The sequence below is a fragment of the Streptomyces puniciscabiei genome (assembly GCF_006715785.1).
In the GTDB taxonomy this organism is placed as follows: domain Bacteria; phylum Actinomycetota; class Actinomycetes; order Streptomycetales; family Streptomycetaceae; genus Streptomyces; species Streptomyces puniciscabiei.
The window spans coordinates 104,852-130,192 of the sequence record NZ_VFNX01000006.1 but is presented as its reverse complement, the minus strand read 5'-3'; the positions used below and the strand labels follow the sequence as shown (position 1 = coordinate 130,192).

Sequence of the window (25,341 nt, the reverse complement as noted above, 5' to 3'; positions counted from 1 at the left end):
TCCCGGGGCACTCCGGTTGCGGACCCGCGTGCCGCCGCCCCTCAACGGGCCCGGCGGTGCTTGGATGCCCCGAGCGGCGCATCGGACACATCGCCGCGCATGTGTGCAGAGTGGACCGAGGAGGTGGCGGATGACCCGGCGTACGGCTCCCCGCACGGCCCTCCTCGTCGTCGCTGAACTCCTCGTCTGGTGGGGCGCGCTGGCGCTGCTGTGGCTGGTGTTCATCACCTCGGTCGACACCCTGGAACGGGTCGTGGGCGCGAGCGCCGCGGCGGTCGGGGCGCTGCTGGCACGGGCCGGCCGACGGGCGGTGACCTGGCGGTGAACGGCTGGATCCTCGCGGCGACCGTCGAACTGGGCGGGGGAGGGGCGGCCGCCCTGTGGGGCGTCACCACCGGCCCGCCGGCCCGCCGCGTCGTCGCCCAGAACATGACCACCCCGGCCCTGTGCCCGGCCCTTCTGCTGCTCTCCCAGGGCTACGGCCGCCCGGCCTACGTCGACCTCGCCCTGCTGCTGGCCCTGCTCGGCCCGGTCGGCACGCTCGTCTTCGCCCGGCTGCTCTCGGACGACCTGGAAGGCCGGCGGCCGAGCGCCTGGGGGCTGACGTGGACCGCCGCCGCACTGAGCGCGGCCGTCGTGGCCGCCGTCTGCGCCGCCACCGGTCCCGGCCGCGCCATGGTGAAGCTCCTGGTCATCGGCGCCCTCCTGATCTCCGGCAACGTGATCGCCTCACGCGCCCTGTCCGGTGGGTTCCGGGGGGTGCGGGGTGGCTGACATGCGCTGGAGCGGAGCCAAGGGCGCCGCGGCCGCGGGCCGGCCGAGCGACCGGGCGGTGACGGCTGACCGTGCGTGCACGTGGCCGCGGCTGCTGGATGGCCGGGTGGCGGGTGTGCCCGCGGTCGAGCGGCAGGTCGACGGGGTGGCGAGCGCGGGTGCGCGGCGGTTGCGGGGTGGGGTGATGGCGGGTGTGGGGGTGGGTGCCTGTGCGGGTGCGGGTGCCTGTGCGGGCACGGATGCGGATGTGGGCGCGCGGCGCTCGCAGGGCTCGGGCCTCGAAGGCGCGTTCGTGCGACGATCGCGCAGGTGCGGGGTGGCGGACGTGGTGGTGGGGCGGCTGCGGGGGTGTGCCGTCCCCCATGCGCTCGCGGGTGGGCCGCCGGGGTACCCGACGGCGGTCGCGCCTGCGGAGTCGCCGGCATACCGGCGGCCTGACGGGCCCGTGAGGCCCCGCGCCCTCCGCACCGGGACAGCAGCCACGGCACATTCCCGCAGCCGAACCGCACACACGTCGCGCGCGGCGCACCCCCGCCGCGACCACACGGCCGCGTCGGCCGACCCGCGGTGCTGCCGCCGGTCCCCGAACACACCGACCTGCCGGCACGCGAAGGGTGACGGGTCGTCAGCCCAACGGGGCGGAGGTGCGGCATGGACGACGCAGTGATCGTCGTGGCGCTGGTGCTCATGGCCGCCACCGCCACCGCAGCCGTGGCCCAGCGCGACCCCGCACGCCAGGCACTGGTGCTGTCCGTGCTCGGGTCCTTCCTGGCCGTGCTGTTCACGGTGTTCCAGGCCCCGGACGTCGGCCTGTCCCAGCTGGCCGTCGGCTCCGCGCTCACGCCGCTGCTGATCATGCTGAGCGTGCGCAAGGTCAGACGCCGCGGCCGCGCGGAGGACGGCTCGAAGGGCGGTGCGCGGTGAACCGGCTGCGGCTCGCCCTGCTGGCCGTCGGCGGCGCAGGCCTGGCCGCCCTGCTCGTCGCCGCCTGCCTGGACCTGCCCGGCTTCGGCGGCCGGAGCCATCCCTACGGCACCCGGGCCGTACACGCCTCCCTCGCCCGGCACACCGCCAACACCATCGCCTCCGTCAACTTCGACCAGCGCGCCCACGACACCCTCGGCGAGATGACCATCCTGTTCGCCGCCGTCCTCGGCTGCGTGGTACTGCTGCGCCAGGCCCGCGACGAGCACCGGGCGCGGCCGCGACCCGCCGAGGTGGCCCGGCCGGTCCGCCGCTACGCCCTGATCGCGCTGCCCGTCGCCCTGGTCACCGGCCTGTACGTCATCGCCCACGGCCAGCTCAGCCCCGGCGGCGGCTTCCAGGGCGGGGTCGTCGCCGCGACCGCGCTGCACCTGCTGTACCTCGGCGCCGACTACCGCGCGCTGGAACGCGTCCGCCCGCTCGCTGTCTTCGAGGCCTCCGACGCGGTCGCGGTCTCCTCCTACCTCGTGCTGGGCATCGCCGGTGTGCTGGCCGGCACCGCCTTCCTGGCCAACACGCTGCTGCCGTACGGCACCTTCAACACGCTGTGCTCCGGCGGCACCGTCCCCCTGCTGAACGCGGCCATCGGCATGGAGGTGGCGAGCGCGGTCGTCGTGCTGCTCGCGAACTTCCTCGACCAGGCCGTCGAGATCGAGGAGGAGCACGGGAGTTGAGCACCGTGATGCACATCCTTCCCTACCTGGTCGCCGCCTACGTCTTCCTGACCGGCGCTTACGGCCTCGCCACCAGCCGCAACCTCATCCACGCCGTCGGCTGTCTCGCGGTCTGCCAGTCCTCCACCTATGTGCTGCTGCTGGCGGTCGGCTACCGCAGCGGCGCCACCGCACCCGTCTTCTCCGACATCAAGCCCGGCTCCCGGCCGGTGGTCGACCCGATCGTGCAGGCGCTCACCCTCACCGACGTCGTCGTCGGTGCCACCGTCACCGCGCTGCTGCTCGCGCTCGTGCTGCAGATCGCCAAACGGCACGGCACGGTGGATCCCGACGAACTGCGGGAGCTGCGCGGCTGATGCACCACCTCCTCCCGCTGCTCGTCGCGATCCCCCTGCTCGGCGCCGCCCTGCTGGTGGCCACCGGCCGCCGTCTGCCGCGGATCGCCGCCGAGGTCACCGGCTTCGTGGTCTCCGGTGGTACGGCCGCCCTCGCACTGGTGCTGCTCCTCAACTCCTCGCCGCCGATGGTGGAGTGGGTCGGCGGCTGGCTGCCCCTCGGCGGCGAGAGCGTCGGCATCGTCGTGGTCGGCGACGGTCCCTCGCTCGGCATGGCCGCGCTGGTCTCCCTGCTGACGCTGGCCGCGCTCGCCTACTCCTGGCGCTATTTCGACGAACCGCCGCGCGGACATCCCGGCGCCTTCACCGCGCTGATGCTGCTGTTCCAGGGCGGCATGTGCGGGTTCGCCATCGCCGGCGACCTGTTCAACGCGTTCGTCTTCTTCGAGCTGATGAGCGTCACCGCGTACGCGCTCACCGGCTACCGCATCGACGACCCGAAGGCCGTACAGGGCGCGCTGACCTTCGGTGTCGTCAACTCCCTCGGCGCCTACGCCATGTTGACGGGCATCGCCCTGCTGTACGCCCGTACCGGCCAGCTGGCCATGGCGAAGATCGGGCGCGGTCTCGACGCGGCGGCGGGGCACGGCGGCGCGGACGCGCTGGTCCTCGCCTCCTTCGTCCTCGTGCTGACCGGCCTGCTGGTGAAGGCGGCCGCCGTGCCCTTCCACTTCTGGCTCCCGGACGCCCACGCCGTCGCCCCCACCCCGGTGTGCATGCTGCTGTCCGGGGTGATGGTCGAACTCGGCGTCTACGGCGTCTGGCGGGTGTACGGCACCGTCTTCGCCGGACCCGGCGGCATCCCCGCCGCCGATCTGACCCGGGCCCTGGTGACGCTCGGGACGCTCACGGCCGCGACCGGCGCCGTCATGTGCTGGTACCAGCGGCACATCAAGCGGCTCCTGGCGTACTCCACCATCTCGCACACCGGTCTGTTCCTCGTGGGCCTCGGCATCCTCACCCCGCAGGGCGACGACGGGGCCGCCCTCTACATCCTCGGGCACGCCGGAGTGAAGGCCGCGCTGTTCGCCTGCGCGGGAGTCCTGCTCGACCGGTACGGCTGCCTCGACGAGCACACGCTGTACGGCCGGGCCCGCGAACTGCGCGCGACGGCCGTGATGTTCGCCGTGGGAGGCCTCGGTCTCGCGGGCCTGCCCCCGTTCGGTACGGGGCTCGGCAAGGCGGTCACAGAGGAGGCGGTCGGCGGCCCGCTCACCGTGGTGTACGTGGTCGCCTCCGCGATCACCGGAGGCGCCGTGCTGCGGGTCACCGCCCGTGTGTTCCGCGGCCTCGGGCCGCGCCCCGAGGAGGCCGACGCCGACCTGGAGACCAGCGGATCCGAGGAGGAGCCCGAGACGACCGGCCCGCTGAGCCGTATCCCGGACACCATGACGACAGTCCCCGCCGTGCTCCTCGCCGCCGCTCTCGCGGTCGGAGCGGTCCCCGGATTCGGTGACCTGGTGGCCCGTTCCGTCAACGAGGCCGGATCGGGCGGCGCCCACGCCTCGGCGCAGTGGACGGCGCACGGTGTCCTGCTGGACCTGCTCTCCACCGGACTGGCCGTGGGCCTCGCCGGCCTCGCGGTGACCCGGCCGCACTGGACCGCCGCGCCCGACTGGTCCCGGCCCCTGCGCCGGCTGCAGTCCGGGCATGTCGGCGACTACGTGGCCTGGCTGCTGATGGGCGCCACCGTGCTGGGGGCGCTGGCCCTGCCGGCGGTGCTCGGCGGCTGACGGCCGACTGTGCGTCAGCTGTCGGATTCCTGTGTATCGCGGAATCCTGTCGCGGGTAAGGAACTCTCTTTTCCGATGCAAATTCCATGTCGTGTGATTAAAGAGATGCCCTGGGTGTGGTGAGAGTTTCCTTGAAGGGGGCCGCATCGGCCCGGTCGCGGCGCGCGGTTGACGAACACTGCTGCGCATGGCCACGAACGTCCTCGACGCAACCGCGCCCCCCGGTGCCACCCGCCGCACACCCTGGCGCTCACCGGCGGACGAGCCCGCGTACGCACGCCCTGCGCTGCTGCTCCTCACCGTGCTCGCCGCCGTTCTCTACAGCTGGGGCATCGACCACAGCCAGTACCACACGTTCTACGCGAGCGCCGCCCGCAGCATGACGGAGAGCTGGAAGGCGTTCTTCTACGGCTCTTTCGACCCCGGGAATTCCATCACGCTCGACAAATTGCCGGGATTCCTGTGGCCGCAGGCGCTCTCCGCGCGGCTCTTCGGATTCCATCCCTGGGCCCTTGTCCTGCCGCAGGTCCTGGAGGGGGTGGCCAGCCTGCTCGTCCTCCACCGCATCGTGCGCCGCTGGGCGGGTGTGCACGCGGCGTTGATCGCCTGCACGGCCTTCCTGGTGACTCCCGTGGCGGTCGGGTTGTTCCGCACCGCGGTCGAGGACCCCGCGTTCACGCTGTGCCTGCTGCTGGCGGCCGAGGCCACCCTGCGCGCCGCCCGCGGCGGCCGGCTGCGCCCGCTGCTGGCGGCCGGTGTCTGGGTCGGCCTCGGCTTCCAGGCCAAGATGCTCGAGGCGTGGGCCGTACTGCCGGCGCTGGCCCTGGTCTACGTGCTGTCGGCACCGTCCACGCTGCGCCGGCGCCTGCTGCACCTCGGCGTGTCCGCCCTGGCGATGACCGCCGTGTCGGCGTCGTGGATGCTCGCCGTGACCCTCACCCCGGCCAACGACCGGCCGTACGTGGACGGCACCACCAACAACTCCGCGTTCAGCATGGTGGTCGGTTACAACTTCCTGAACCGCTTCTCCTCGCTCGGCATCAGCGCGGCCTCCACGGGCAGCGTGAGCGCGACCCAGGGCGGCGGAGGGGGCCACGGCGGCGCCGGCGCGTTCGGCGCGGCTGGTGCCCGTGGCGCGGCCGGGGCGAGTGGCACGCAGGGCGGCGGACTCGTCCGGGGCGGTGCCCGGGGAGCGGCATCCGCCCGGCCCACGGCCGCCGGCGGGTTCGGCGACGGCCAGAACGGCTGGTCCAAGATGTTCGGTACGCCGCTCGCCTCCCAGACCGGCTGGTTCTACCCGATCGCCGCCGTGGCCGCGGTCTGCGGACTGCTGTGGTGCCGGGGACGGCCGCGCACCGACCGGCTGCGCGCCGGATACGTCCTGTGGACCACCTGGCTCGCGCTGTACTTCCTGGTCTTCAGCGCCGGCAGCGTCGCCGGTCACACGTACTACATGGGCGTCATCGCGGTGCCGCTCGCCGCGCTCACCGGCGCCGGCGGCGTGCTGATGTGGCGGGCCCACCGGGCCGGCGGGCGCCGCGCCTGGGCCCTGCCGGGCGCGGTCGCCGCGACGGCCGCCTGGAGTGTGTATCTCGCGAGCCGGTTCCCGACGTTCCTGCCCTGGCTGGCCCCCGCGGTGGCCCTGCTCGCCATCACCGCCCTGGTGCTGCTCTTCCTCACCCGGCCCGGACGGCCGCGCGCCGCGGGCCGCCTCCTGCTCGCCGCGCCGGCCGCCTCCCTGGCCGCCCTGCTCCTCGCGCCGAGCGCGTGGGCCGTACAGGTCTTCAACCCGGTCTACCGCACCTCTGCCATGGGAGCGGTCGGCCCGTCCGCCATGAACCGCGGCCCCGGGGCGGTGCGTTCGGGACCGGGCCGGTTCGGCCAGGCGGTCTGGACCGGCGGCCGGACCCCCGGGCAGTCGGCCCGGGGTGGCCCGCGCGGCTTCGGCCGGGGCGGACCGGTCGGCCGAGGCGGCTTCGGCGGCGCCGACGGCAGCGGCTCACTGACCGCGGACCAGCGGCGGCTGCTCGACTACACCCGCGCGCACCAGGGCTCCGCCGGCTATGTGTTCGCCGCCGGCAGCTGGACCACCGCGTCGCCGTACATCCTGGCGGCCGGCGCCCACGTCCTGCCGCTCGGCGGATTCAGCGGCCGGGTGCCGTTTCCCACCGAGGCGCAGTTCCGGCGGCTGGTCGACGCCGGCCAGGTGCGGTATGTGCTGCTGGGCGGCGGTCGGGGCACGGGACCCGGGTCCGCACGCACCGGGAACACGGCTGCCGCGCAGATCACCCTCTGGGTGCGGTCCGCCTGCACCGAGGTGCCGGCCTCGGCCTACGGCGGCACGAGCGCCCTCGGCGACGCGTGGACGGCGACCGCCCAGACCCTCTACCGGTGCGGCCCCGGTCGGTAGCATGATCGGCGGTCCTGCAGTGATCGGGCGAGGAGCGGATCATGCGAGACATCGCCGTCTTCAGCGGCAGCGCCCACCCCGACCTGGCCCGCGAGGTCTGCGCCCACCTCGGCGTGCCCCTCAGCCCCACCCGGGTCAGCCGGTTCGCCAACGACTGTCTGGGGGTGCAGCTCCAGGCCAACTGCCGGGAGCGGGACGTCTTCCTGATCCAGCCGCTGGTCCGGCCGGTGCAGGAACACCTGGTGGAGCTGCTGCTGATGTGCGACGCGGCCCGGGGCGCCTCCGCGGCCCGGATCACCGTCGTCATGCCGCACTACTCCTACGCCCGTTCCGACAAGAAGGACGCGCCGCGCATCTCCATCGGCGGCCGGCTGGTCGCCGATCTGCTCGTGGCGGCGGGTGCGGGCCGGGTGCTCGCCATGACCCTGCACTCCCCGCAGGTGCACGGCTTCTTCTCGGTGCCGGTCGACCACCTGAACGCGCTGCGCGAACTCGCCGCGCACTTCCGGCAGTACGACCTGACCCACACCACCGTCGTCTCACCGGACCTCGGCAACGCCAAGGAGGCCGCCGCCTTCGCCCGGCTCATCGGGGCTCCGGTGGCGGCCGGCGCCAAACAGCGCTTCGCGGACGACCGGGTGAGCATCAGTTCCGTCATCGGCGACGTCACCGGCCGGGACGTCATCGTGCTGGACGACGAGATCGCCAAGGGCAGCACGGTGGTGGAACTCCTGGCCCGGTTGCGGGAGCTCGGCGCTCGCACGATCCGGGTGGCGTGTACGCACGGGCTGTTCGCGGCGGGCGCGCTGAAGCGGCTCAGCGAACAGCCGGACGTGCTGGAGATCGTCTGCACGAACACCGTGCCGCTCCCCACGGCGGAGGAGCACGCCGAGCACACCGGCAAGCTGAGGGTGCTCTCCATCGCCCCGGCCCTCGCCGAGGCGGTACGGCGCATCCACAACGGTGAATCGGTCAGCGCCCTGTTCGAGCAGTCGTAGCCAGGGCCGAGTCCAGGGTCGGGTGCGGGGGCAGCAGCCGGGACAGGCCCGTGACCCGGAAGACGCGCAGCGTCAGCGGATGCGTGCACACCAGGTGCAGCTGCCCGCCGCCGTCCAGCACCCGGGCGCGGGCCCGGTACAGCAGCCGCAGCCCCGAGCAGTCGAAGAACTCCACCGACCGCAGGTCGATCACGACCCGTGCCCCGGGTCTGCCGGTGACCCGGTCCAGGCACGGGCCGATCTCCGTCGCCGAGACCAGGTCGATCTCGCCGCGCAGCTCCAGCACCGTGTGCGCCCGGTGCTCGTACACACGGAGGTGACGGGTGAGTGGTGCAGGCTCGTCTCGCACGACGGCATCACCTCCCACCCGCGCCCGGACGACGGTCTCCCGATCGTCAAGTTACCCTCGATGGAAGGAATTTGAGCATGTTCGGTTGACATATGTCTTCGAGTTTGAGGCGTGTCGCCCGGTAACACCGCCCGGGCGACCGGGTGTTTGCGCTCAGTCGACCAGAAGGACCAGCTTGCCCGTGGTCCGCCCGGTGTCGCCCACCTCGTGCGCCTTCGCGGCCTCGGCCAGCGGGAACGTCCCGGCGATCGTTGCCCTCAGCTTCCCGGACCCCGCCAGCTCCGCGACCTTCTCCATCCCGGTCCGGTCGGCGTCCACCAGCATGCGCACGGCCCGTACGCCGAGCCGCTCGGCCTCGGTGTGGAACTCCGCCGAGCCCACCGGCAGGATCGACACCACGACACCGCCCGGCCGCAGCACCTTCAGCGACGCGACGGAGGTGTCCCCGCCGAGCGTGTCCAGGACCACGTCGACGTCCCGGACCGCCTCGGTGACGTCGGTCGTCCGGTAGTCGACCGGCTCGTCCACGCCGATCTCCCGCAGGAAGTCGTGCTTGCCCGCGCTCGCCGTGCCGATCACGTACGCACCGCGCGCCTTGGCGATCTGCACCGCCACATGCCCGACCCCGCCGGCCGCCGCGTGGATCAGCACCCGCTGTCCGGGCCGTACATCGGCGTGCTCGGTCAGCGCCTGCCAGGCGGTCAGGGACACCAGCGGCAGCGCGCCCGCCTGGGTGTGGTCGATCGAGGCGGGCTTGTGCGTCAGCGCGCGGACCGGGGCGATCACGTACTCGGCGTGCGAGCCGTGGCCGTAGGGGTAGGGCAGCATGCCGAAGACCTCGTCGCCGGGCCGGAACGCGGCCGCACCGATCCCGGTCTCCACGATCTCCCCGGAGACGTCCCAGCCGAGGACGAACGGCGGCTTGCCGAGGAAGCCTCCGGTGGCCCGGTGCTTCCAGTCGGTGGGGTTGACCCCGGCCGCCCGGACCCGGACCAGCACCTGGTTGGGGCCCGGCTTCGGCCGCTGCGCCGCTACTTCCTTCAGGACCTCGGGACCACCGAGGACGTCCTGGCTGATGACTCGCATCGTCTTCTCATCGCTCATGGTCACCCAGCCTGCCGGGAGTCGCCCCGCCCGGGAAATGGCATGATTGCCAAGCTTCGATAGGATCGTGCCATGCCCGACATGCAACTGCTCAACCGGCGCCCGGAGCGGGTGGTCGTCCTGGCCCTCGACGGCGCCTACCCCTTCGAGCTGGGCATCCCCAGCCGCATCTTCGGTGCCGCCGACGGCCACTACGAGGTGCTGACCTGCACGGTCGACGGCCGCCCCGTGCGCACCAGCGCCGACTTCACGATCGGCGTCGCCCACGGCCCGGAGATCCTCCGGACGGCGGACACGGTCGTGGTCACCTCGATGCCGCCCGCGTACATCCCCGCGGAGCTGCCGGACGAGGTCTCCGCGGCCCTCGCCCGCATCCGCCCGGACGCCCGGATCGTCTCGATCTGCACGGCCGCGTTCGTGCTCGCCGAGGCCGGCCTGCTCGACGGCCGCCGCGCCACCACCCACTGGCAGGTGGCCGACCACTTCCGCCGCCGCTTCCCGAAGGTCGACCTCGACCCGGACGTCCTCTTCGTCGACGACGGCCGCATCCTCACCTCCGCCGGAGCCGCCTCAGGCGTGGACGTCTGCCTGCACATCGTCCGCACCGACCACGGCAGCGAACTGGCCAACTCCGTCGCCCGCCGCTGTGTCGTCCCGCCGTTCCGGGACGGGGGCCAGGCCCAGTACATCGAGCAGCCCGTCCCCGTCAGCGGCGCGGCGAGCACGGCCGCGACCCGTGCCTGGGCCCTGGAGCGCCTGGACGAGCCGCTCACCCTGGCCGATCTCGCCGGTCACGCCCGGATGAGCCTGCGCACCTTCGCCCGCCGCTTCAACGACGAGGTCGGCCTCAGCCCCGGCCGCTGGCTGATCCAGCAGCGCGTCGCCCGCGCCCGGCACCTGCTGGAGTCCAGCGACCTGCCGGTGGACCGGATCGCCGCCGAGGTCGGTTTCGCCACCGGCGCCTCGCTGCGCCAGCACCTGCACGCGGCGATCGGAGTGTCCCCGCAGGCATACCGTCGGACGTTCCAGCGGAACCGCTGAGGCCACCCCGGCCGGGTGGTGGCTGTGCGCGACGGTGTCACTCGGCGCCGTACACCCGCACCCCGCCCACATAGGTGAGCGCCACGCCCGTCTCCGCGATCGCCTCCGGTGGTCCGGCGAAGGGATCGCGGTCCAGCACCACCAGATCGGCGAGGGCGCCGACGGCCACCCGGCCGGTGCCGTCCAGATGGTTCACGTACGCGGACCCGGCCGTGTACGCCGTCAGCGCGTCCGCGAGGCCGAGCCGCTCCTCGGGCAGGAACACCGGGCCGCTGCCGCCCGGCTCGACCCGGTTGACCGCGACATGGATGCCCTGGAGCGGATCCGGGCTGCTCACCGGCCAGTCACTGCCCGCCGCGAGCCGCGCCCCCGAGCGCAGCAGCGCGCCGAACGGGTACTGCCGGGCGGCCCGTTCGGGTCCGAGGAAGGGGATCGTCAGCTCGTCCATCTGCGGTTCGTGCGCGGCCCACAGCGGCTGGATGTTCGCGGTGGCCCCGAGCCGGGCGAAGCGGGGCACGTCGTCCGGATGCACGACCTGGAGGTGCGCGAGATGCGGCCGGGTGTCGCTCGGCCCGTTGGCGGCGCGGGACGCCTCGACCGCGTCCAGCGCGTCCCGTACGGCGCGGTCGCCCAGCGCGTGGAAGTGGCACTGGAAGCCGAGCGCGTCCAACTCGGTGATGTATTTGGGCAGTTGTCCGGGGTCGATGAAGCTCTTGCCGCGGTTGACGGTCGCGCACCCGCACCGGTCCAGATAGGGGTCCAGCAACGCGGCCGTACCGTTCTCGGCGACCCCGTCCAGCATCAGCTTCACCGTACCGGCCCGGAACCGCCCGTGACTCAACTCGGCGCGTTTCTGCACCAGTTCGGGGATCTGCTCGGCGCCGCGTTCCCGGTCCCACCACAGCGCGCCCCGCACCCGGGCGGTGAGCGAGCCGTCCCGCGCCGCCGTACGGTACACCTCGGCCGGATCGTCCATGCCGAGGAAGTCGCCGACCAGCGCGTCCTGCCAGGCGGTGATGCCGAGCGCGTGCAGATGCCGCTGGGCGTGCAGCAGCGCGGCCAGCCGGTCGGCCGGTGTGGCGGGCGGGGTGAGCCGGCCGACCAGCTGCATCGCACCTTCCTGGAGCGTGCCGCTCGGCTCTCCGGCCGCGTCCCGCTCGATCCGCCCGTCGGCCGGGTCGGGCGTGCCCCGGCCGATGCCGGCCAGCTCCAGCGCCCGGCTGTTGACCCAGGCCCCGTGGTGGTCCCGGTTGGGCAGGTACACCGGCCGGTCCGGCACCACCGCGTCCAGCAGCTCCTTCGTCGGCGTACCGCCCGCGAACGCCTCCATCGACCAGCCCCCGCCCAGGATCCACTCCCGCTCCGGATGGGCCTCGGCGTACGCCCGTACGGCGGCCACGGTCTCCTCGGCCGTCGCCCGGCCCGACAGATCGCACTGGGCCAGCTCCAGGCCCGCCGGCACCGGATGGACATGCGCGTCCTGGAAGCCGGGCAGCAGCAGCCGTCCCGCGAGGTCGACCACCTCCGTGCGCGGCCCGGCGAGTGCCCGCAGCTCGTCGTGCCCGACGGCGGTGATCCGGTCCCCGGTGACGGCGACGGCGGTCGCCGTACGGCCGTCCGGGGTGAGGACGGGGCCGCGGGTGAAGAGGAGATCAGCGTGCATGATTGCCTTTCCTGTCGGGTCAGTTGGAGGTGGTGGTGAGCAGCGCGGGGGAGTCGGCGTCGGTGCCCGCGCCGGTGCGGAAGTACGGCGACCTGCGCACCCACCTGGCCCAGGCGGCCACCGCGAACCCGGACACGATCATCGCGACCGGCATCAGCAGCAGGAACCAGCCGTTGTCCGCGCGGAGTTCGAGGTGGTCGGCGGAGGTGTAGAAGGACCAGCCGAGATAGCCTCCGAGGCCCAGCAGGACCAGCGCGCTGAGCACGGGCAGCAGCACCGCTCGGACGCCCTGCCACCAGTGGTCCCGCAGCAGCGAGCGAAAGCGTACGGCGGCCGCCAGCGCGGTGAGCGCGTAGGACAGGGCGACCACGATGCCGACCGCGTTCACGATCGCGTCGATCATGTCGGCGAGCCGGGGGATGACCAGCGCGCCCGCGGCCACGGCGACGGCCAGTGCCCCGATCAGCAGCGTCCCGGCCGCCGGAGTCCCGTACCGGGCGCTGACCCTGGACCACACCGGACCGAGGGTACGGTCCCGGCTCATCGCGAACATCCCACGCGCCGTCGGGATGACCCCGGCCTGCAGCGAGGCCACCGCCGAGAACATCAGCGCGACGAGCGGCAGCGCGGCCAGCGGCCGGTCCGCCAGCCGGTCGCCGTAGTACGCGAGCCCCTGCGCGCCATGACCGGCCAACTCGCCCTGCGCCAGCACCCGTTGGAAGGCGACCGAGCCGAGCAGGAACAGCCCGAGCATCGTCACCAGGGTGATGGTCCCGGCCCTGGAGGCGTCCTGGGGGTCCCGCACCTCCTCGTTGACGGTGAACGCCGCCTCGAACCCCCAGTAGCAGAACACCGACAGCAGCAGGCCCTGCGCCAGCGCGGTCGCCGAGGGGATCGCGAACGGGTCGAACCAGGAGAGGCTGAAGGAGTGCGGTCCGGTCACGACGCCGTAGCCGCAGAAGCCGAGCAGGACCACGTACTCGAAGACCAGCAGCCCGGACTGCAGCCGGGCCGCGGTGCGGACACCGGTCACGGCGGTCAGGGTGACGGCGGCCAGGACGACGATCCCGACCGCCGTCGTCTGCGCGGTCGAGCCCGGATCGAGACCGAGCGAGCCGATCCGGTGCAGCCCGGCCTCACCGGCGAGCTGGAGCAGCGCCGAACCGGTCACCGCCGTCGTGTAGGCGAGGAACGCCACGCTCGCCACGACGTTCACCCAGCCCACCAGGAAACCGAGCCAGGGGCTGAGCGAACGGCCCACCCACACATAGCCGTTGCCCGCGTTCGGCTCCACCCGGTTCAGCCGCGAGTAGGCCCCGGCGATCCCGAGGACGGGCAGGAACGCCAGCAGCATGATGGCCGGCAGATGCGGGCCGACCACGCCCGCGGTCACCCCGAGCCCGATGCCGATGCTGGTCGTGGCGGCCGTACTGGAGGCGGCGACGGCCACACCGTCGACCACGCTGAGGGACCTGCGCAGTTCGGGCCGCGTAGGGGGATCGACGCCGAGGGGTCTGTCGCTCATGGCCGGTTCTCCGCTCGCACCGCGGGGCCCCGTACGGCCCCGGTGACCGGAAATGAAACTGCCGGGGCACTTAACAGGTCAACGGTGTTGTCATAAGGTGCCGGGCACACCCAGGGAGGCCCCATGACCGACCGTGTCGCCCCGCCCGCCGCCCGGCAGCGCCGCCGCCCCACCAAACAGGGCGTGGTGCTGTCCGCGGAACTGATCGTGGAGACCGCCCTCCGGCTGATCGAGGAGCACGGCGCCGACGCGCTCTCCGTGCGCCGCCTCGGCCGGGCCCTCGGCGCCGACCCCAGCTCCCTCTACCGGTACTTCCGGCACACCGACGACCTGATGCTGGCCATCGCCGACGAGCTGATCGGCCGTACCCTGCGGACCTGGCGGCCGAGCGGCGACTGGGTGGCCGACCTGCGCGCTCTGGGCCTGCGCATGCACGCAGGGGCGCTCGCGCACCCCCGTGCGGCGGTGCTCAGCGCCCACCGGGTCACCGGGCGCGGCCATGAGATCCAGGCCGTGGAGAGCATCCTCGGCGTGCTGCGCGACGCCGGGTTCCCGGACCCGGAGGCCGTACGCATCTACCACGCGTTCGTCGACCAGGCCCTCGCCTTCGGCGCCCTGGACTCCGCGGGCACCGCCCTGCCCCGGGCCGCGCGCGAGGCCGAGGCGCAGGTGTGGCGCAGCACCTACGGCCGGCTGCCCGCCGCGACCCACCCGCACATCGCGGCCACCGCCCCCCATCTGGTCGCCACCATGCGCTCCAGCTCCTACCCGGCCGCCCTGGACCTCCTCCTGACAGCCGCGCGGACACGCCTTGATCACATTCGTGCGGGGACCGGGGGCTGACGGCCACACTGGACGGGATCGGATCCCGAGGAGGCCGTACGCCATGACCCCACCGCCCGCCCGCACCGCCGCAGAGCGCAAGAAGGACACCCTCCACCGGCTGGAGAACGACGTCGACGTGTGGGTCGCCACCGCCGGACCCGACGGCGCCGCCCCCTATCTCGTGCCCCTGTCCTTCGTGTGGGACGGCGCCACACTGCTGATCGCCACCCCGGCCGACAGCCCCACCGGCCGCAACCTCGTCGCCACCGGCCGGACCCGCCTCGGCCTCGGCCCGACCCGGGACGTCGTCGTGATCGAGGGCACCGTCCAGTCGGTGACCCCGGAGGACCTCCCCGAGGAGGACGCCGAGGTCTTCGCCGGCAAGACCGGCTTCGACCCCCGCCAACTCGCCGCCCGCTACCTGTACTTCAGGGTCCTCCCGCAGCGCGTCCAGGCGTGGCGCGAGGAGAACGAACTGCGGGGGAGGGAGCTGATGCGCGAGGGGGAGTGGCTCGTGGACGACTGAAGCGCCCCGTACGGGCGCGGGGCTGTGCCGGTGTGCGGCTCAGTCCCCGTCCTCCTCCTTGGAGGCCACGGGCCACACCCCCGTGGACCGAGCGATCGCCTTCGCCCCGGTACGGTCCACCGCGCTCTTCACCACCGCGAAGATCGCCCCCTGCACGGCCGAGGCCAGCAGGATCTCCCCCCACCCACGGTCCTGGTCCAACGCGTCCGGGGCCTCCTCCTCGTGCCGCAGCGCCATCCACGCCTTCCGGAAGGCGACACCGGCCAGTGCGCCGCCCGTCCAGCTGAGCACGAAACCGATCGGCTGGTAGACGAAGGGAAGCTTTTTCTTCTTTGTCTTGGCCATGTGTCACTTCTTCCTCGTCGGACGGCCCTCATGCGGGCCCTTCCCCGGGGGCCACTCGTTCGCACCGCGTTCCCCGTTTTCCCCCCTACGCACGGTGTGATCCGCCCGCGCTCGGGCAGTCGGCGTTACGTGAGCGGGACATCCTCCCAACAGAGCGACGGGACGCAGGGCACGGGCTCCGGGGCCGACCGGCACACCAGGGTCACCGTGCTGGTGGCGCTCGCCGCCAACCTGGTCATCGCCGTGGCCAAGGCCGTCGGCGGTGTCCTCGCCGGCTCGCCCGCGCTGCTGTCCGAGGCCGCGCACTCCGTCGCCGACAGCTGCAACGAGGTGTTCCTGCTGGCCGCGCTGCGCCGCAGCCGCCGCCCCGCGGACGCACAGCACCCCTTCGGTTACGGCAAGGAACGCTTCTTCTGGTCCCTCCTCGCCGCCGTCGGCATCTTCGTCATGGGCGGCTGTTTCTCCTTCTTCCAGGGCGCCGAGGCGCTGCGCCAGGGCACCGAGGAGAAGTTCAGCGGCTATGTCGCGGGCCTGATCGTGCTGGGCGTGGCCCTCCTCGCCGAGGGCCTCTCGCTGCTGCGGGCCCTGCACCAGGCGCGCCGGCAGGGCGGCCTCGGCTCACTGGGCGACCCTGCGCTGCGCACGGTGATCGCCGAGGACGGCACGGCGGTGCTCGGCGTGACGCTCGCCCTCGCCGGGATGGCCCTGCACATGGTGACCGGGCAGGTCGCCTGGGAGGCGTCCGCCTCGCTGGCGATCGGCGTCCTGCTGGTGTACGTCGCCTACCGGCTCGGCCGTGACGCCCGCGACCGGCTCATCGGCGAGGCCGCCGATCCGGAGCTCAGCGGCAGGATCCGCTCGCTGCTGCGGGCGCAGCCGGAGATCGACAGTGTGGAGGCGCTGTTCACGATGAAGATGGGACTCGACGCCACCCTGGTGGTCGCTCGCATCGACCTGGTGCCCGGGCTGGAGAGCGAGCGGGTGGAGGAGGTCGCCGTACGCATCAAGCGGTCGCTGGCCCGGACGTTTCCCGAGGCCGACCAGATCTTCCTGGACGTGACCGACCGGCCGGCGGGCGAGGCACGGGAGAGCCCCGCCGCGACGGGGGAACGCGGCGGGGCCTGACGCACGAGTGCCCGCAGCCGGGCGGTTTCACACCTCCTCGGCGCAGATTTTTCTGAATCGCACCGGTACCCGGCGCGAACGGGCTCCCCTCAGTCCTCGTCGAGGGGCTCCAGCACGAAGACCGGGATCTCCCGCGACGTCTTCTTCTGGTAGTCGGCGTACGGCGGGTACGCGGCGACGGCGCGCTCCCACCACCGGGCCTTCTCCTCGCCGGTGACCTCACGGGCCCTCATGTCCCGCTTGACCGGCCCGTCCTGCAGCTCGACATGCGGATCGGAGATGATGTTGAAGTACCACACCGGGTGCTTGGGCGCGCCGCCCTGGGAGGCGACCACCGCGTACGTCCCCTCGTGCTCCACGCGCATCAGCGGCGTCTTGCGGATCTTTCCGCTCTTCGCGCCCCGGCTGGTCAGCACGACCACCGGCATGCCGGTGTCCAGCAGCGTGGTGCCCTTCGTCCCGCCGGAGCTCTCGTACAGCTCGACCTGCTCGCGCACCCACTGCGTCGGGCTGGGCTCGTACTCGCCCTCAAGAGGCATGGGATCCGTCCCCTTCGTCGGTCCAACAGCTGTCTGCCACCGGCATTCAACACCCGCGGCCCCACGCATCATCCGTACCGCCGTGCCCTTGGGCCGACGGGGTGATGACCTCCGGGGTGATCGCGCCGCGGTGATGCGGCTGGTTCCGTGGTCCCCGTCCCGACCGCGGCCCGTACCGGGAGTTGACCACCATGACGACCAGCCATGCCCAGTCGACCCGCGCCGTGGTCGAGGAACTGCTGCGCAGGATCGGCCGGGGCGACCCCGAACGGATCGCCGAGCTCTACGCGGAGGGCTGTGACCGGCGCCTCGACCGGCCGCAGGAGGAGCACGGCCGCGCCCGCACCCCGTGGATCCGGCACCGCTCCACCCGCGCGGACGCCGCCGCCCACTACCGGGAGAGGGCCGCGCACCACGTGCCGGAGGGGCGGACACGAGCGTCGACAGGATCCTGGTCGACGGCGAGGACGCGGTTCGGCTCGTTGTCGTCCGGCAGACGGCGGCACCGACCGGCCGCGCCTGAACCGCGCGCTTCGCCCTGCACCTGACCGTGCGGGGCGGTCTGGTCGTACGCGACCATGTGTACGAGGACAGTCTCGCCGTCGCGCGGGCCTTCGCCCCGCCCGCGGAGAGCGTCCGGCGTGACCGGCGAACCCGTGTCGCACCGTGGCCGGAACCCGCCCCCGCGACCGCTCGTCTTCGGCCAGATCACCGGCGTCACCGAACTGGCCGAACTTGGCGTCGCTTCATAGGTGCCCGAGGCATCTAATGAAGATCGGCACGACGCACTACTTCGTCTGCGAGGTCTTCCATGACGGAACTGACGGACGGCACCGGTCCGGCGAACCCGGCCGATCCCGTCGCCTTCCCGCAGGACCGCTCCTGCCCCTACCACCCGCCCACCGGATACGAGCCGCTGCGGGACGGGCGATCCCTGTCCCGAGTCACCCTGTTCGACGGCCGCGAGGTCTGGGCGGTCACCGCCCACGCCACCGCCCGCGCCCTGCTCGCCGACCCCCGCCTGTCCAGCGACCGCCGCCGTCCCGGCTTCCCCATCCCCGCGGAGCGGTTCGCCGGCGTCCGCGACCGCAGGGTGGCCCTGCTCGGGATGGACGATCCCGAACACCAGCGGCAGCGGCGGATGATGATCCCGTCGTTCACCGTCAGACGCGCGACCGAGCTGCGGCCGTGGATCCGGCGCACCGTGGACGGGCTGCTGGACGCGATGATCGCCCAGGGACCGCCTGCCGACCTGGTCTCCGCCTTCGCCCTGCCCGTGCCGTCGATGGTGATCTGCGGGCTGCTCGGAGTGCCGTACCGTGACCACGAGTTCTTCGAGGAGCAGTCCCGCAGGCTGCTGCGCGGCCCCCGGGCGGCCGACTCCGTTCAGGCCCGCACACGGCTGGAGGAGTACCTCGGCGGGCTCATCGACGCCAAGGCGAAGCAGGCCGAGGGCGGTGACGGCGTTCTCGACGACCTCGTCCACCACCAGCTGCGCGACGGCACGGTGGACCGCGACGAGCTCGTCTCGCTGGCCGTCATCCTGCTGGTGGCGGGCCACGAGACGACGGCCAACATGATCTCCCTGGGCACCTTCACCCTGCTCCGGCACCCCGACCGGCTGGCCGAGTTGCGCGCCGACCCGGCGCTGCTGCCCGCCGCCGTGGAGGAGCTGATGCGGATGCTGTCCATCGCGGAGGGGCTGCAGCGGGTGGCGCTGGACGACATCGAGATCGCCGGCACCACCATCCGGGCCGGCGAGGGCGTGCTCTTCTCGACCTCGGTGATCAACCGCGATCCCGCCCTCTACGACGACCCCGACACCCTGGACTTCCACCGGCCCACCCGCCACCACGTGGCGTTCGGCTTCGGCATCCACCAGTGCCTGGGCCAGAACCTGGCCCGCGCGGAGCTGGAGATCGCCCTGGGCGGCCTGTTGGCCCGGCTGCCGGGGCTGCGCCTCGCGGTCCCCGCCGAAGAGGTCCCCTTCAAACCCGGCGACACGATCCAGGGGATGCTGGAACTCCCCGTGACCTGGTAAGAGGCTCTGCTCATGCACATCGACATCGACAAGGACGTCTGTATCGGGGCCGGCCAGTGCGCGCTGGCGGCACCGGGCGTCTTCACCCAGGACGACGACGGCTACAGCACCCTGCTGCCCGGGCGGGAGGACGGCGCGGGCGATCCGATGGTCCGGGAGGCGGCCCGCGCCTGCCCGGTGAGCGCGATCAGGCTGTCCTAGGGCCTGTCGTCACATTCCCGCCGTCGCCCGGAGGGCGGCCCGGCGGCGTCTGGTGCGTGCCCTGGGGTCCCCCGGCCGAAGGCTGGGGGAGTGCCGGCGGAAGTCCTCGTACTGCACGCACTCGGGCTTTCGCGCGGTGCGGCGAGAGGGGGCACCTCCCACGCCCTCGAGGCAGTGGGGGAGCCTGCCGGGCGTCGCAGGGCGGCGGGCACCTCCCGGCCCAAGGCGGGGGGAGGGACTGTGACGACAGGCCCTAGGAGGGCCGGGGCCCGCCCGGTCCGGTGGTCGCCAGCAGGGTCCGCGCCGCCTCGCGGGCCTCGGCCGCCGGCCGGGTGGTCCCCGTGATGCCGGCCGTCACCATCGCCCCCTCGGCGAGGAGGAAGAGGGGACCGGTGAGCGCGGCGGGCAGCCCGGCGTCCGCCACGAGCGAGGCGAGGTAGTCCCGGAACGCCTCCTTGTGGGCGCGCACCTGCTCGGCGACCAGGGCGGAGGTGGCGCCCAGCTCGCCATAGGCGTTGATCCAGGCGCAGCCGCGGAAGCCGGCCTCGCCGAACCAACCCTCCAGCCAGTCGAAAACGGCCGGGATCCGCTCCCGCGGGTCCCGCTGCCGTGCCACGTGCTCCGCCAGGCGTCCGCGCCAGCGCTCGTCCCGCCGTGCCAGGTAGGCCGCGACCAGCTGCTCCTTGGCGGGGAAGAGCTGGTAGAGGCGCTTGAGCGAGACTCCTGACGCGCCGCGCAGTTCGTCCATGCCCACGGACTGCACACCCCGGGCGTAGAACAGCTCCTCCGCGGCGTCGAGCGCCCTGTCCCGGACGGCCGCGCTGTCCATCGGCGACACCATGCCTCCTCGACCTGGTCGTTGACGGGTTACCTGGCGCGCCCTTTGACGGAGAACGCCCGTTCTCCTACCGTAGCAGTGCGCCTGGAGAACGCCCGTTCTCCGGGCTGCCGAGCCAAGGAGGAGACCATGGCCGACCGTCCGCCCCTGCCGCCGTTCACCCGCGAGAGCGCCGCGCAGAAGGTCCAGGCCGCCGAGGACGCCTGGAACACCCGCGACCCGCACAAGGTGGCGCTCGCCTACTCCGAGGACTCGGTCTGGCGCAACCGCGACACCTTCGTCACCGGCCGCGCCGAGATCGTCGCGTTCCTCACCGCCAAGTGGCGGCGCGAGCTGGACTACGCGCTGCGCAAGGACCTGTGGGCCTTCGACGGCAACCGCATCGCCGTCCGCTTCCAGTACGAGTGCCACGACGCCGACGGGCAGTGGTGGCGCTCGTACGGCAACGAACTGTGGGAGTTCGACGAGCACGGCCTGATGACCCGGCGGGAGGCCAGCATCAACGACGTGCCCATCGAGGAGGGGCAGCGCCGCATCCACGGCCCGCGCCCCGAGGCCGAGCGAGGGCGGTCCTTCCCGGTTCGGTAGCGTTTCCGTTCAGTAGGGTTCCCGGATGACCGAACAGGCCGAGAAGCCCTTCCTCTACGTCGTCGTCTGCGCGGCCGGGATCGCCGCGGGCGTCAGCAAACTGATCGGTGCCGCCCAGGAACGGAACTGGGAGGTCGGCGTCATCGCCACACCGGTCGCCATGAGCGGCTTCTTCGACAGCGAGGCCGTGCGGGCGCAGACGGGCCGGCCCGTCAGATCGGCCTGGCGCACACCGGCCGACCCCCGTCCCTTCCCGCCGCCGGACGCCGTCGTGGTGGCCCCCGCCACCTTCAACACCATCAACAAATGGGCGGCCGGCATCGCCGACACCCTCGCGCTCGGCACCCTGTGCGAGGCGGCGGGCCTGGGCATACCGATCGCCGTCCTGCCCTGCGTCGCCGACGCGCTGGACGCCCATCCCGCCTACCGGGACAGCCTGGAACGGCTGCGCGGGATGGGCGTCCGCTTCGGCGAGCGGTACACCGGTGAGGTACTGCCGGACGGCGGCCGTCCGGACCTCGCCTGGGAACAGGCACTGGACCTGCTCTAGCGGCAGGTCAGCGTCGGCCCCGCCAGCATGTTCCCGGTGAACATGTCCTGGCCCTTGGGAACCCAGTAGCCGAGCTTCGACACCACCGTGGAGCACTTCGCCCCGACCGTGAAGCGGACCTTCAGCGTCTCCGGGTGGCCGGGCTGCAGCTCCGTCACCGTGCAGTCCAGGGAGTGCGCCAGCCGGGTCTTCGACGGGTACCGCCCCACCAGCGGGTTGACGCAGCGTGTGTCGGCCGTGCTGATCCGCAGACCGGTGCCCGCCTCGCCGATCATCCCCAGCCGCGCGTTGCCGTCACCCTCGACGCTGTCCCGGCGGATCGTGTAGGTCACGGTGGTCGTGGCGTTGCGGCGCAGCACGGCCTTGTCGACGGTGACGGAGTGCGTCGCCTTCGCCTTGGGCGCGGTCAGCGCGACGGCGGCCTGCACCGTGCCCTTCAGGTCGACACCGGCGGGCGTGGACCGCACGCGGACGGTGGCGCTGATGTCGTACGTGCCCGGACCCGGGTACAGGCCCGAACCGGGCAGCGAACCGGTGCCCAGAGTCTTGCCGGACCGGGTGACCTTCCAGGTGCCCTCGGTGCGACAGGCGTAGCGGACCCGGGTGCGGCCGACCCGGCAGGTGGCCGGGGCCGTGATGTTGAACCTCGGCGAGCCGGTGTCCGCGCACAGGCTCACGTCGGCCTGCTCACCGTGCGCACCGCGCAGCGTGCCGGCGAGCGCGCAGAGCGTGGCCGGGGTCTCCTGCGCCGGCGCGGCGGAGCGTTCTCCCCAGGCGGGGGTGACGAGCGCCAGCGGCAGCAGCGCTGCTCCGGCAAGTGTCCTCAGGGTGGTGGAACGAGTCGGCACCGCGTTTCCTCCGGGGCGGCCGAGACCGGCCGGATGCCGGTCGTCTGCGCCGAGAATGAGCCGACAGTACGACGATCATCCGTTTCCCACGCCGGACGGTCACCTGGGGGCACCAACGCAACGCCCTGAAGGGACGCGCCCAGAGGGGCGCGGGACACCCTTGGGGCGGATCCGCCGCATCCCGCCCACGCCGGGCGGCGGGCGGCACGTGGCAGGATCAAATCGCCCGCGCGTTCCGGTCGTCCAGCCGGTGCCGGGCCACGCCGTAGGCTCGTGGGTGACCATCGTCCCGAAGGCAGGAGCAGCAACGATGCAGTACGTGAAGCTCGGTTCGACGGGCCTGGACGTGTCGCGGATCTGTCTGGGCTGCATGACCTACGGCCTGCCCGACCGCGGCGTCCACGAGTGGACCCTCGACGAGGAGGCCTCCCGCCCGCTCATCCGGCAGGCGCTGGAGGCGGGCGTCAACTTCTTCGACACCGCGAACGTCTACTCGGACGGCACCAGCGAGGAGATCGTCGGCAAGGCCCTGCGCGACTTCGCGAACCGCGACGAGATCGTGCTGGCCACCAAGGTGAACGGCCGGATGCGGCCGGGCCCCAACGGCGCCGGACTGTCCCGCAAGGCGGTCATGGCGGAGATCGACCACAGCCTGCGCCGCCTCGGCACCGACTACGTCGACCTCTACCAGATCCACCGCTACGACCACGCGACCCCCGTCGAGGAGACGATGGAGGCGCTGCACGACCTGGTCAAGGCGGGCAAGGTCCGCTACATCGGGGCGAGTTCCATGTACGCCTGGGAGTTCTCCAAGCTGCAGTACACGGCGGAGCGGCACGGCTGGACGAAGTTCGTGTCCATGCAGAACCACTACAACCTGCTCTACCGCGAGGAGGAGCGGGAGATGCTGCCGCTCTGCGCGGACCAGGGCGTCGGCGTGCTGCCGTGGAGCCCGCTCGCCCGCGGCCGGCTCACCCGGGACTGGGGCACGGTCACCGAGCGCAGCGCGAACGACAACTTCGGCAGCCGCCTGTACCTGGAGAGCGACCGCTCGATCGTCGAGGCGGTCACCCGGATCGCGGACGACCGCGGCGTGACCCGCGCCCAGGTGGCCCTCGCCTGGCTGCTCCACCAGGACACGGTGGCGGCCCCGGTCGTCGGCGCCGCCAAACCGCACCACATCGAGGACGCGGTGGCCGCCGTGGAGCTGGAGCTGACCGAGAAGGAGATCGAGGAGCTGGAGCAGCCGTACACGCCACGGGCCATCAGCGGTCACTGACCGTCCGTCGGCTCAGTGGGGTCCGTGCGGTGCGAACTCCGTGCCGCACGGCCCCGCCCCCTCGCTCTCCGGCAGCCGCACCCGCTCACCCGACATCGTGAGCGTCCGGTAGTACCCGCCGATCCGCTCGGCCGACCGGCCGACATAGTGCCCGATGAACGAGCGCCGGAACCGGTCGGCCGTGCGGTTGGGCCCGGAGCCGTGCACCAGGCTGCCGTTGAAGAACAGCACGTCACCCGGCGCCAGATCCACCGGAACCGGGGACAGCCCGGCCGGAGGCGGAACGTACTCACGGGCGAACGACAGCTCCTCGTCGGCGAGTTCGGGGCAGAACAGGTCCATCCGGTGGGTGCCGGGGACGACCTGGAGGCCGCCGTTGTCCCGGTCGATAGGCTCGCAGGCCACCCACGCCGCCACACACGTCCCCGGCTCGACCCGCAGATAGAAGTTGTCCTGGTGCAGGGCCTGCCCGCGCGCACCCGGCGGCTTGAAGTAGAACATGCTCTGCGCGGCCAGCACCTCCTCGCCGAACAGCACCTCCAGCACCGCCCGCAGCCGGGCGTCCAGCAGGAACTCCCGTGCCTCCGGGCTGACTTCGTGCGGCTGCATCACCCGCGGGTACCGGCGCAGCGGGTCGGGGTCGGCCGGGCGCGGCTCGAAGTGGCCCGGCACCGGACCGGCCACGTGCAGCGCGGCGAACGCGGCGCACAGCCGCGCGATCTCCTCCCGGCCGAACAGCTCCCGTACGACGACGAATCCGTCCTCCTCGAACCGCTGCCGGACCGCCTCGGGCAGGACGGCGCCGTTGTCCGTGACTGTCATGTGTCCGCTCCCGGGAATCCGGTGGTCAGGTGGTCACTCATCCGCCACGCTAGGCCGTCGCACCCGACGGGAGGATGCCCGTGCCTGCTGAGGACCTGCCCGTGACGGCTGCCGCCGCCGACCCGTCCCCGCCGCCCGGACTGGTGGTGACCGGCCGCTACGACCAGCCGCCGGGCTACCGCGTCAACCGTCCCCGCGGCTCGGACAGCTGGCTGTTCACCTTCACGCTGGGCGGCCGCGGACTGCTGCGCCAGGGCGCCGCCCGGGTCCGTGCGGGCGCCGGCGATCTGGTGGTGCTGGCTCCGGGCACCGGCCACCGCTACGCCGTCGCGCCCGGCGCCGGTGGCTGGCGGTTCTGGTGGACGCACTGCCAGGCCCGCCCGGCCTGGACGATCTGGCTCGCCCCCTACGCCGTGTCCGACGGCCTGTACGCCGTCCCGTCCGTGCCCGCTGCCCTGCACGGCCGTGTCGATGCGGCGTTCGGCCGGATGCTCGCCGACGCCCGCGGCCCGGCCGAGGACATCCCGCGCGAGGACGCCCCGCGCGAGCCGGACCCGGTGGCGGTGGCCCACGGCAGCCTGGCGCGGGAACTGGCCCTGTGCGCGCTGGAGGAGGTGGTGCTGCTCGCCGCCGGCGGTTCCCGGACGCCGCCGCCCGCACCGGACGACGACGCCCGGGTGCGCCGGGCCGAGGAGCTGATCGCCGCCGACCCCGGCGCCCCGCACACCGTCCGCTCGCTCGCCGAGAGCGTCGCGCTGTCCCCCTCCCGGTTCGCCCACCTGTTCACCGTGCGTACCGGGCGGTCCCCGATGCGGGCACTGCGCGAGGCCCGGCTGCGGCACGCGGCCCGGCTGCTGGAGGCCACCGACCTCACGGTGGAACGCGTGGCGGCGGTCTCCGGATTCAGGAGTCCCTTCCACTTCAGCCGGGTTTTCCGGGAACGCCACGGAGTGCCGCCCGGCGCCTACCGGGCGGGCGAAGGACGGTAACGGGAAGAAAAGGATTTCCTTGAATCCGCGTCAATGACGAACAGCACCACGGCCGGTGTCGACAATCGAAAGATCCCTTGTTCGGTCGTGCGTTGCTGTGCGAAAGTGTGCGCTGTCGGCGCGCAGGCTCATCGCATTTCCTCTGTATGCGCCAGGCCGCTCCCCGTACACCCCC

The 25,341-nt window shown here is 72.9% G+C and carries 27 protein-coding genes and 1 pseudogene; 19 read left to right on the top strand and 9 right to left on the bottom strand.

All coding sequences use genetic code 11. The features are described 5' to 3' along the window. Positions 1-130 precede the first annotated feature (130 nt). The 8 genes from FB563_RS41035 to FB563_RS41000 all read left to right on the top strand — a co-directional run bounded on the left by FB563_RS41035 (position 131) and on the right by FB563_RS41000 (position 7,968). Positions 131-325 carry a hypothetical protein gene (locus FB563_RS41035; protein WP_142219271.1) on the top strand — a complete coding sequence of 65 codons (195 nt, stop codon included), beginning with the start codon at positions 131-133 and terminating at the stop codon, positions 323-325. Further along, positions 322-774, top strand: a complete 453-nt coding sequence (locus FB563_RS41030) for a monovalent cation/H+ antiporter complex subunit F (protein WP_142219270.1) — start codon at positions 322-324, stop codon at positions 772-774. The genes FB563_RS41035 and FB563_RS41030 overlap by 4 nt, the downstream gene beginning before the upstream one ends. A gap of 651 nt (positions 775-1,425) precedes the next feature. Next, positions 1,426-1,698: a Na(+)/H(+) antiporter subunit B gene (locus FB563_RS41025; RefSeq protein WP_055706713.1), complete on the top strand. Its 273-nt coding sequence runs from the start codon at positions 1,426-1,428 to the stop codon at positions 1,696-1,698. After that, a complete protein-coding gene (locus FB563_RS41020; RefSeq protein WP_142219269.1) occupies positions 1,695-2,432 on the top strand; it encodes an MnhB domain-containing protein in 738 nt (245 codons plus the stop codon). Before FB563_RS41025 ends, FB563_RS41020 begins: the two co-directional genes overlap by 4 nt. 8 nt (positions 2,433-2,440) lie before the next feature. Next, entirely contained in the window at positions 2,441-2,788 is a 348-nt protein-coding gene (locus FB563_RS41015; RefSeq protein WP_055706718.1) for a sodium:proton antiporter, read from the top strand. Continuing rightward, positions 2,788-4,560 (top strand): complex I subunit 5 family protein, encoded by a 1,773-nt coding sequence (locus FB563_RS41010; protein WP_055706712.1) that lies wholly within the window; start codon positions 2,788-2,790, stop codon positions 4,558-4,560. The genes FB563_RS41015 and FB563_RS41010 overlap by 1 nt, the downstream gene beginning before the upstream one ends. 187 nt (positions 4,561-4,747) lie before the next feature. Further along, positions 4,748-6,970 (top strand): glycosyltransferase family 39 protein, encoded by a 2,223-nt coding sequence (locus FB563_RS41005; protein WP_055706711.1) that lies wholly within the window; start codon positions 4,748-4,750, stop codon positions 6,968-6,970. 41 nt (positions 6,971-7,011) lie between these two features. After that, positions 7,012-7,968, top strand: coding sequence for a ribose-phosphate diphosphokinase (locus FB563_RS41000; RefSeq protein ID WP_055706710.1), 957 nt, complete (start codon positions 7,012-7,014; stop codon positions 7,966-7,968). On the opposite strand, the gene FB563_RS40995 is transcribed toward FB563_RS41000, so the two are convergent. Together FB563_RS40995 and FB563_RS40990 are read right to left on the bottom strand one after the other, a co-directional pair. Further along, positions 7,943-8,317, bottom strand: a complete 375-nt coding sequence (locus FB563_RS40995; protein WP_055706709.1) for an anti-sigma factor antagonist — start codon at positions 8,315-8,317, stop codon at positions 7,943-7,945. The genes FB563_RS41000 and FB563_RS40995 overlap by 26 nt on opposite strands. A gap of 153 nt (positions 8,318-8,470) precedes the next feature. Continuing rightward, complete coding sequence (locus FB563_RS40990; RefSeq protein ID WP_199832841.1) at positions 8,471-9,421, bottom strand: NADP-dependent oxidoreductase; 951 nt, start codon at positions 9,419-9,421, stop codon at positions 8,471-8,473. A gap of 72 nt (positions 9,422-9,493) precedes the next feature. On the opposite strand from FB563_RS40990, the gene FB563_RS40985 reads away from it, so the two are divergent. Then, on the top strand, positions 9,494-10,462 hold the full coding sequence (locus FB563_RS40985) for a GlxA family transcriptional regulator (protein ID WP_411573185.1): 969 nt from the start codon (positions 9,494-9,496) through the stop codon (positions 10,460-10,462). Between the two features lie 37 nt (positions 10,463-10,499). Here the strand turns inward: FB563_RS40985 and FB563_RS40980 are convergent, their stop codons facing one another. Beyond that, a complete protein-coding gene (locus FB563_RS40980) occupies positions 10,500-12,125 on the bottom strand; it encodes an amidohydrolase (RefSeq protein WP_055706707.1) in 1,626 nt (541 codons plus the stop codon). 19 nt (positions 12,126-12,144) lie between these two features. Continuing rightward, on the bottom strand, positions 12,145-13,650 hold the full coding sequence (locus FB563_RS40975) for an APC family permease (protein WP_055706706.1): 1,506 nt from the start codon (positions 13,648-13,650) through the stop codon (positions 12,145-12,147). Positions 13,651-13,773: 123 nt separating this feature from the next. On the opposite strand from FB563_RS40975, the gene FB563_RS40970 reads away from it, so the two are divergent. Together FB563_RS40970 and FB563_RS40965 are read left to right on the top strand one after the other, a co-directional pair. Beyond that, complete coding sequence (locus FB563_RS40970) at positions 13,774-14,493, top strand: TetR/AcrR family transcriptional regulator (protein ID WP_055706705.1); 720 nt, start codon at positions 13,774-13,776, stop codon at positions 14,491-14,493. 43 nt (positions 14,494-14,536) lie between these two features. Further along, entirely contained in the window at positions 14,537-15,001 is a 465-nt protein-coding gene (locus FB563_RS40965; protein WP_055706704.1) for a pyridoxamine 5'-phosphate oxidase family protein, read from the top strand. Between the two features lie 39 nt (positions 15,002-15,040). Here FB563_RS40965 and FB563_RS40960 read toward each other — a convergent pair whose 3' ends face one another. Next, the gene (locus FB563_RS40960) at positions 15,041-15,346 is read right to left on the bottom strand and encodes a DUF4235 domain-containing protein (protein WP_055706703.1); all 306 of its coding nucleotides are present in this window, start codon (positions 15,344-15,346) and stop codon (positions 15,041-15,043) included. A gap of 129 nt (positions 15,347-15,475) precedes the next feature. On the opposite strand from FB563_RS40960, the gene FB563_RS40955 reads away from it, so the two are divergent. Continuing rightward, the gene (locus tag FB563_RS40955) at positions 15,476-16,471 is read left to right on the top strand and encodes a cation diffusion facilitator family transporter (RefSeq protein WP_234357783.1); all 996 of its coding nucleotides are present in this window, start codon (positions 15,476-15,478) and stop codon (positions 16,469-16,471) included. Between the two features lie 89 nt (positions 16,472-16,560). Here the strand turns inward: FB563_RS40955 and FB563_RS40950 are convergent, their stop codons facing one another. After that, positions 16,561-17,010: a nitroreductase family deazaflavin-dependent oxidoreductase gene (locus FB563_RS40950; RefSeq protein ID WP_055706701.1), complete on the bottom strand. Its 450-nt coding sequence runs from the start codon at positions 17,008-17,010 to the stop codon at positions 16,561-16,563. Between the two features lie 191 nt (positions 17,011-17,201). Here FB563_RS40950 and FB563_RS40945 point away from each other — a divergent pair. The 3 genes and pseudogenes from FB563_RS40945 to FB563_RS40935 all read left to right on the top strand — a co-directional run. After that, positions 17,202-17,626, top strand: a pseudogene (locus FB563_RS40945) (nuclear transport factor 2 family protein); the annotation flags it as partial. Positions 17,627-17,821: 195 nt separating this feature from the next. Further along, positions 17,822-19,051, top strand: a complete 1,230-nt coding sequence (locus FB563_RS40940; protein WP_055706700.1) for a cytochrome P450 — start codon at positions 17,822-17,824, stop codon at positions 19,049-19,051. Between the two features lie 12 nt (positions 19,052-19,063). Then, positions 19,064-19,252 carry a ferredoxin gene (locus FB563_RS40935; protein WP_055706699.1) on the top strand — a complete coding sequence of 63 codons (189 nt, stop codon included), beginning with the start codon at positions 19,064-19,066 and terminating at the stop codon, positions 19,250-19,252. A gap of 253 nt (positions 19,253-19,505) precedes the next feature. Here the strand turns inward: FB563_RS40935 and FB563_RS40930 are convergent, their stop codons facing one another. Continuing rightward, entirely contained in the window at positions 19,506-20,081 is a 576-nt protein-coding gene (locus tag FB563_RS40930) for a TetR/AcrR family transcriptional regulator (protein WP_055706716.1), read from the bottom strand. A 138-nt stretch (positions 20,082-20,219) separates the two neighbouring features. On the opposite strand from FB563_RS40930, the gene FB563_RS40925 reads away from it, so the two are divergent. Together FB563_RS40925 and FB563_RS40920 are read left to right on the top strand one after the other, a co-directional pair. Further along, complete coding sequence (locus FB563_RS40925; protein ID WP_055706698.1) at positions 20,220-20,678, top strand: nuclear transport factor 2 family protein; 459 nt, start codon at positions 20,220-20,222, stop codon at positions 20,676-20,678. Positions 20,679-20,703: 25 nt separating this feature from the next. Continuing rightward, positions 20,704-21,228, top strand: a complete 525-nt coding sequence (locus FB563_RS40920; protein ID WP_055706697.1) for a flavoprotein — start codon at positions 20,704-20,706, stop codon at positions 21,226-21,228. On the opposite strand, the gene FB563_RS40915 is transcribed toward FB563_RS40920, so the two are convergent. Then, positions 21,225-22,076 (bottom strand): hypothetical protein, encoded by an 852-nt coding sequence (locus FB563_RS40915; protein WP_055706696.1) that lies wholly within the window; start codon positions 22,074-22,076, stop codon positions 21,225-21,227. The genes FB563_RS40920 and FB563_RS40915 overlap by 4 nt on opposite strands. Positions 22,077-22,386: 310 nt before the next feature. Here FB563_RS40915 and FB563_RS40910 point away from each other — a divergent pair, with 310 nt between their 5' ends. After that, positions 22,387-23,355: an aldo/keto reductase gene (locus FB563_RS40910; protein ID WP_055706695.1), complete on the top strand. Its 969-nt coding sequence runs from the start codon at positions 22,387-22,389 to the stop codon at positions 23,353-23,355. 12 nt (positions 23,356-23,367) lie between these two features. Here FB563_RS40910 and FB563_RS40905 read toward each other — a convergent pair whose 3' ends face one another. Next, positions 23,368-24,177, bottom strand: coding sequence for a phytanoyl-CoA dioxygenase family protein (locus tag FB563_RS40905; RefSeq protein ID WP_055706694.1), 810 nt, complete (start codon positions 24,175-24,177; stop codon positions 23,368-23,370). Between the two features lie 74 nt (positions 24,178-24,251). On the opposite strand from FB563_RS40905, the gene FB563_RS40900 reads away from it, so the two are divergent. After that, entirely contained in the window at positions 24,252-25,166 is a 915-nt protein-coding gene (locus FB563_RS40900; RefSeq protein ID WP_055706693.1) for a helix-turn-helix domain-containing protein, read from the top strand. Positions 25,167-25,341: the final 175 nt, after the last annotated feature.